The sequence below is a fragment of the Megasphaera sp. AF13-6AC genome (assembly GCF_027685385.1).
Classification (GTDB): domain Bacteria; phylum Bacillota; class Negativicutes; order Veillonellales; family Megasphaeraceae; genus Megasphaera; species Megasphaera micronuciformis.
Genome location: NZ_JAQCUN010000102.1, coordinates 1 through 4,711, shown reverse-complemented (window position 1 = coordinate 4,711; position 4,711 = coordinate 1). Strand labels below are relative to the sequence as shown.

6 protein-coding genes are annotated in these 4,711 nt (G+C 46.5%); all 6 read left to right on the top strand.

Annotation, left to right across the window (positions count from 1 at the left end; translation table 11 throughout):
* On the top strand, positions 1–773 hold a 773-nt coding region (locus PGX78_RS06265), incomplete at its 5' end, for a polyprenyl synthetase family protein (protein ID WP_270445922.1).
* Positions 774–782: 9 nt separating this feature from the next.
* The gene (locus PGX78_RS06260; protein WP_270445921.1) at positions 783–1,586 is read left to right on the top strand and encodes a TlyA family RNA methyltransferase; all 804 of its coding nucleotides are present in this window, start codon (positions 783–785) and stop codon (positions 1,584–1,586) included.
* An 8-nt stretch (positions 1,587–1,594) separates the two neighbouring features.
* Positions 1,595–2,467 carry an NAD(+)/NADH kinase gene (locus PGX78_RS06255; RefSeq protein ID WP_270445920.1) on the top strand — a complete coding sequence of 291 codons (873 nt, stop codon included), beginning with the start codon at positions 1,595–1,597 and terminating at the stop codon, positions 2,465–2,467.
* Positions 2,468–3,043, top strand: coding sequence for a tRNA (mnm(5)s(2)U34)-methyltransferase (locus PGX78_RS06250; protein WP_270445919.1), 576 nt, complete (start codon positions 2,468–2,470; stop codon positions 3,041–3,043). It abuts the gene before it with no gap.
* Between the two features lie 2 nt (positions 3,044–3,045).
* Positions 3,046–3,501, top strand: a complete 456-nt coding sequence (gene argR, locus PGX78_RS06245; RefSeq protein ID WP_006943210.1) for an arginine repressor — start codon at positions 3,046–3,048, stop codon at positions 3,499–3,501.
* Positions 3,502–3,557: 56 nt separating this feature from the next.
* Positions 3,558–4,711: AAA family ATPase (locus PGX78_RS06240; protein WP_270445918.1), on the top strand; the 1,154-nt coding region annotated here is incomplete at its 3' end.

Genomic DNA, 4,711 nt, shown 5'->3' with positions numbered 1-4,711 from the left:
ATTACAGCCTTAATGCAGGCGGTAAGAGAATACGGCCCGTTTTGTTTCTGGCTGTTTTGGAAGCGGCGGGGACGGATCCGGATGCTTTTTTAGACTTGGCTTGTGCCTTGGAATGTGTTCACTCCTATTCTCTTATTCACGATGACCTGCCGGCTATGGATAACGATGATTTTCGTCGCGGCAAGCTGACGAATCATAAGGTGTACGGAGACGGTACGGCCGTTTTGGCCGGAGACGGGTTATTGACCTATGCCTTTGAACTCATGGCGGCACAGTCGGCTGCACCTGCCCATAAAATCTTACAGGCCATTCGAATTTTTGCACATGCGGCAGGCCCGGCCGGTATGGTGGGCGGCCAATACTTTGATCTTAAGTCTGAAGGCGGCGTGCCGACAAGAGCGGCTATGGAACTTATGCATCGCAGTAAGACGGGCGTTATTTTTACGGCTATTGTACAAATGGCGGCTTTATTGGCCGGGGTGAGTGATGCAACGATGAAGGCTCTTACGACATATGGAGATCAGCTCGGGTTGGCTTTTCAGATTACGGACGATATTCTTGATGTCGTAGGCAGTGAAAAGGAAATGGGAAAGCCTGTAGGCAGCGATGAAAAAAATCATAAGACTACGTATGTATCCCTTCTCGGTGTAGAGGGGGCAAGGGAAGAAGCGAAGCAAACGACGGCTCGGGCGTTAGCGGCTTTGCAGGAATTCGATGAAAATGCGGAGTTTTTAAGACAACTCGTTATCTATTTAGAGCAACGAGTTCAATAAGGGGAAGGTATGAAGGAAAAGGAACGGCTTGACGTATTATTGACGGAACGAGGTTTTTTCGAAAGCCGGGAAAAAGCCAAGGCTGCAGTCATGGCGGGACTTGTTTTCGTCAAGGACCGGCGAGTAGATAAAGCGGGAACGAAAATTGAAATTCATGAAGAAATTACGGTAAAGGGAAATCCTTTACCGTATGTGGGTCGCGGCGGACTGAAGCTGGAAAAGGCATTGCAGACGTTCCCCCTCGATTTGAAGGGAAAGTCTATGATAGACATCGGCGCCTCTACGGGCGGATTTACAGACTGTGCCTTGCAAAACGGTGCCGTTAAGGTAGTTGCCATAGATGTAGGCTACGGACAACTGGCTTGGAAATTGAGGACCGATGAGCGAGTCGTCAATATGGAAAGAACCAATATTAGAGGCGTTACGCCTGAAGATATAGGCGGACCTGTCGATTTTATTTCCGTTGACGTATCCTTTATTTCCCTCTTAAAAATAATGGACGCCGTCGTACCTCTATTGAAACCGGGCGGGCAGATTGTCACTCTCATAAAGCCGCAATTTGAAGCCGGTCGTGAAGCTGTCGGTAAGGGCGGTATTGTAAGAGATATGAATGTACATCGCGAAACGGTAAGTCGCGTCGTTGCCGGCATAGCTCAAGCCGGTCTTTCACCTCTTGAACTGACCTATTCGCCTATAAAGGGAGCGGACGGCAACGTAGAATATTTGTTATACAGTCGCAAGGATGAACCGGTACACAATGACGTGACGGATGAAGAAATCGGTATTGTTGTGGCTCGTTCTCATGAAATGTAGGTGAAACAATGAGAATCGGTATTTTTCCGAATTTAATGAAAGAAAGCAGTATTTCTCTGGTGCAAAATATTGTGTCATTGTGCAAAGAAAACGGTTGTGAGTACTATGTTCTTTATGATGAGGAAGAGTCGGATCATGCAGTATATACCGGTATAGAGAAAGAACATTTACTTTCCGGCGAAAAGATATATGATCGTATCGAGTTGGCCTTTGTTCTCGGCGGTGACGGTACTATTTTAAAATCGGCTCGTCATTTCGCTTCGCGGGGAATTCCCGTGTGCGGGATTAACCTGGGGTCTCTCGGCTTTTTATATGAAGTGGAAGCTGCCGACTTGCCCGCTCGCTTCACAGATATTCTGGCAGGGCGGTACTTTAAAGAAGAACGAATTATGCTGGCCGGTGAATTGGAATATGCAGACGGCATGATTCAGCGGCTGCCCGACGCGTTGAACGATATCGTTATCGGGCACGGAAATGTAGGCAAGCTGGTACGCGTGGATATGAGTATTAACGGTTACTTCGTTCAACAATATCCCGGTGACGGTATTGTCGTTTCTACGCCTACAGGCAGTACGGGGTATACCTTTTCCGCAGGGGGGCCCATTGTGCCGCCACATGTAAAAGGTATGATGGTAACGCCTATTTGCCCGCACTTATTATTGAAAATACCCCTTGTTCTCAGTGACGAGGACAGACTCGATTTTTCCGTAAGGGACAGTCGCAATGTTGTCCGCATTTCCGTCGACGGCATGACGGATTATGAGTTTGCCTGCAATATGATTCTACATATTCGCAAATCGACGGCTCATTTGGATTTTATTCGCTTTGACGGCGGATATTTTTATGCCAACTTGTTCAAAAAGATGAGAGGTGCCGAATAATTGGAAGAATATCCGTTTCATAATGCCGTTGCCTTGTGCCATACCTTAGCACTTCCTTTTGTAAAACGGGCTCGAGTTCTCGTTGATATGACTTGCGGCAACGGATATGATACTTTATTTTTAGCTGAAAACATGGATGAACAAGCCTTTCTCTACGGATTTGATATTCAAGCGTCAGCCTTGGCATCCACACAGTCTCGCTTGGAAACAAACGGATTGTTTCACGAACGTATACAATTGAAATTAGGGTCTCATGAAAATTTATTAAGTAAAATTGATAAAATACCTGATTTTATAGTATTCAATTTAGGCTATCTGCCCGGAGGAAACCGCGCTATACATACGGATACTGCAATTACATTAAAAGCCGTGGATTTAGGCTTGCATAAAATTTCTGTCAATGGGATAATTATGATAGTAGCATATCCGGGAACCCCGGACGGGAAAAAAGAGAAGGATGAGCTCGCTTCGTTTTTGAGTCATGTGTCTCAGAAACGGTTCGACGTGTCGTACTGGCAGCCTGCAAATCAAGTGCATGAGCCGCCGGTACTGTTTGTTATTCAAAAGAGAGGATAGCCATGAAAAGATTCCGTTACACTAAGATTAAAGAAATTGTTCAATCCCGGCCGATTGAGACGCAGGAAGAATTGGCCAAGGCTTTGCAGGAAGAGGGGATTGAAGTCACTCAGGCCACGGTTTCCAGGGACATTAAAGAGTTGATGCTGATTAAGGTTCCTACCAGTGACGGACATTATCGATATGCTTTGTCACCCGAACAAAACATGCTCATGTCCAAGAGTCGTATGGCCCGGTTATTTCAGGATTCTATCGTGCGCGTCGACTCGTGTTTGAATCAAATCGTCATTCACACCGTTCCCGGTTCGGCCAGCATGGTTGCTTCGGCAGTAGACCATGCAAAATGGGAGCGTGTTATCGGCACTGTAGCCGGTGACGACACGGTTTTAATTATTACGAATAACCCCGACAGCGTTCCGAAACTTGTCAAACTGATCATTTCATTAATGAAGGAATAATACACATGTTGCAATCATTGCACATTGAGAATTTTGCACTAATTGAAGATATATACTTGAGCTTTACCGATGGAGTCACTGTTTTTACCGGTGAAACCGGTGCGGGCAAATCCATCCTTCTCGATGCCATCGGTATGCTCGCAGGAAAACGCGCATCAGCGTCTTTCGTCCGGTCAGGGGCGGAAGCGTTCCTCGTTGAAGGCGCGTTTTTTTTGCCCTCGGAAAACGAAGGATTGGCAAACTTTTTAGAAGAGCAACATATTGATAGTTCAGACGGGGAAATCATCATATCCCGTCGTTTTTATCGGAACGGGCGCGGTTCCGTGCTGGTTAACGGAACTCTGGTTCCTCTGGCTACAGTTCGCAAATTGGGCCTATACCTTGTCGATATTCACGGTCAATATGACAGCCGCCTTATTTTCGACACGGCTTATCATGTGCGCCTTCTCGACAGCTTTACGGAAGGTACGCGCCGTTGTCGGACTGCCTATGACAAGACGTATAAAACGTGGAAAAACCTGTGTTGCGAGAGAGATGATTTGGAACATGACGAGAGTGAAAAGATGCGTCTTCTCGGTATTTTAGATTTTCAAATACAGGAAATTGAAGAAGCCAAGTTAACAAAAGGAGAGGACGAAAAGCTGGAAGCCGATATTCGTACGGCTTCTCATGCAGAACACATTACGGAAGGACTACAAACCGCCATGGCCGCTATGGACGGGAGTGAACGTTGTCAGGGAATGACGGACGGTATTGCGGAAATTCGCCGCAGTTTGCTGAAAAACGCAACGTATGACCCGCGTTTTGAGGCCATGGCAGCTAAGGCGGAGGCGCTTTCTTACGAGTTGGAAGAGTTGCGAGACGAAATATCTTCTTATGCAGACGGCATGAGTTTTGACGGCCCGGCATTAGACCGAATGCAGTCTCGCTTGGCGACGATTGAAAAGTTAAAACGTAAATACGGATTTTCCGTAGAAGATATATTGGCCTTTGCTGAAAAAGCCAAGGCGGATCGGGAGAAACTGAGCGATTCGGAAAACGCTCTGGCCGACTTGAATAAACAAATTTCCAGCTGTGAAAAGCAATTACGGCAAGAAGGCGATGATTTATTTCAGGCACGCTTGGAAGCGGCAGACTTGTTTAAAGAAAAGACGGAAGATATTTTACATCGGTTGGGACTTGAAAATAGCCGCATCTCTTTTCGCATCGA

Bases quoted from the DNA above. Each gene is read 5' to 3' on its own strand.
- PGX78_RS06260 (WP_270445921.1), top strand. From the start codon at position 783: ATGAAGGAAAAGGAACGGCTTGACGTATTATTGACGGAACGAGGTTTT.
- PGX78_RS06255 (WP_270445920.1), top strand. From the start codon at position 1,595: ATGAGAATCGGTATTTTTCCGAATTTAATGAAAGAAAGCAGTATTTCT.
- argR (WP_006943210.1), top strand. From the start codon at position 3,046: ATGAAAAGATTCCGTTACACTAAGATTAAAGAAATTGTTCAATCCCGG.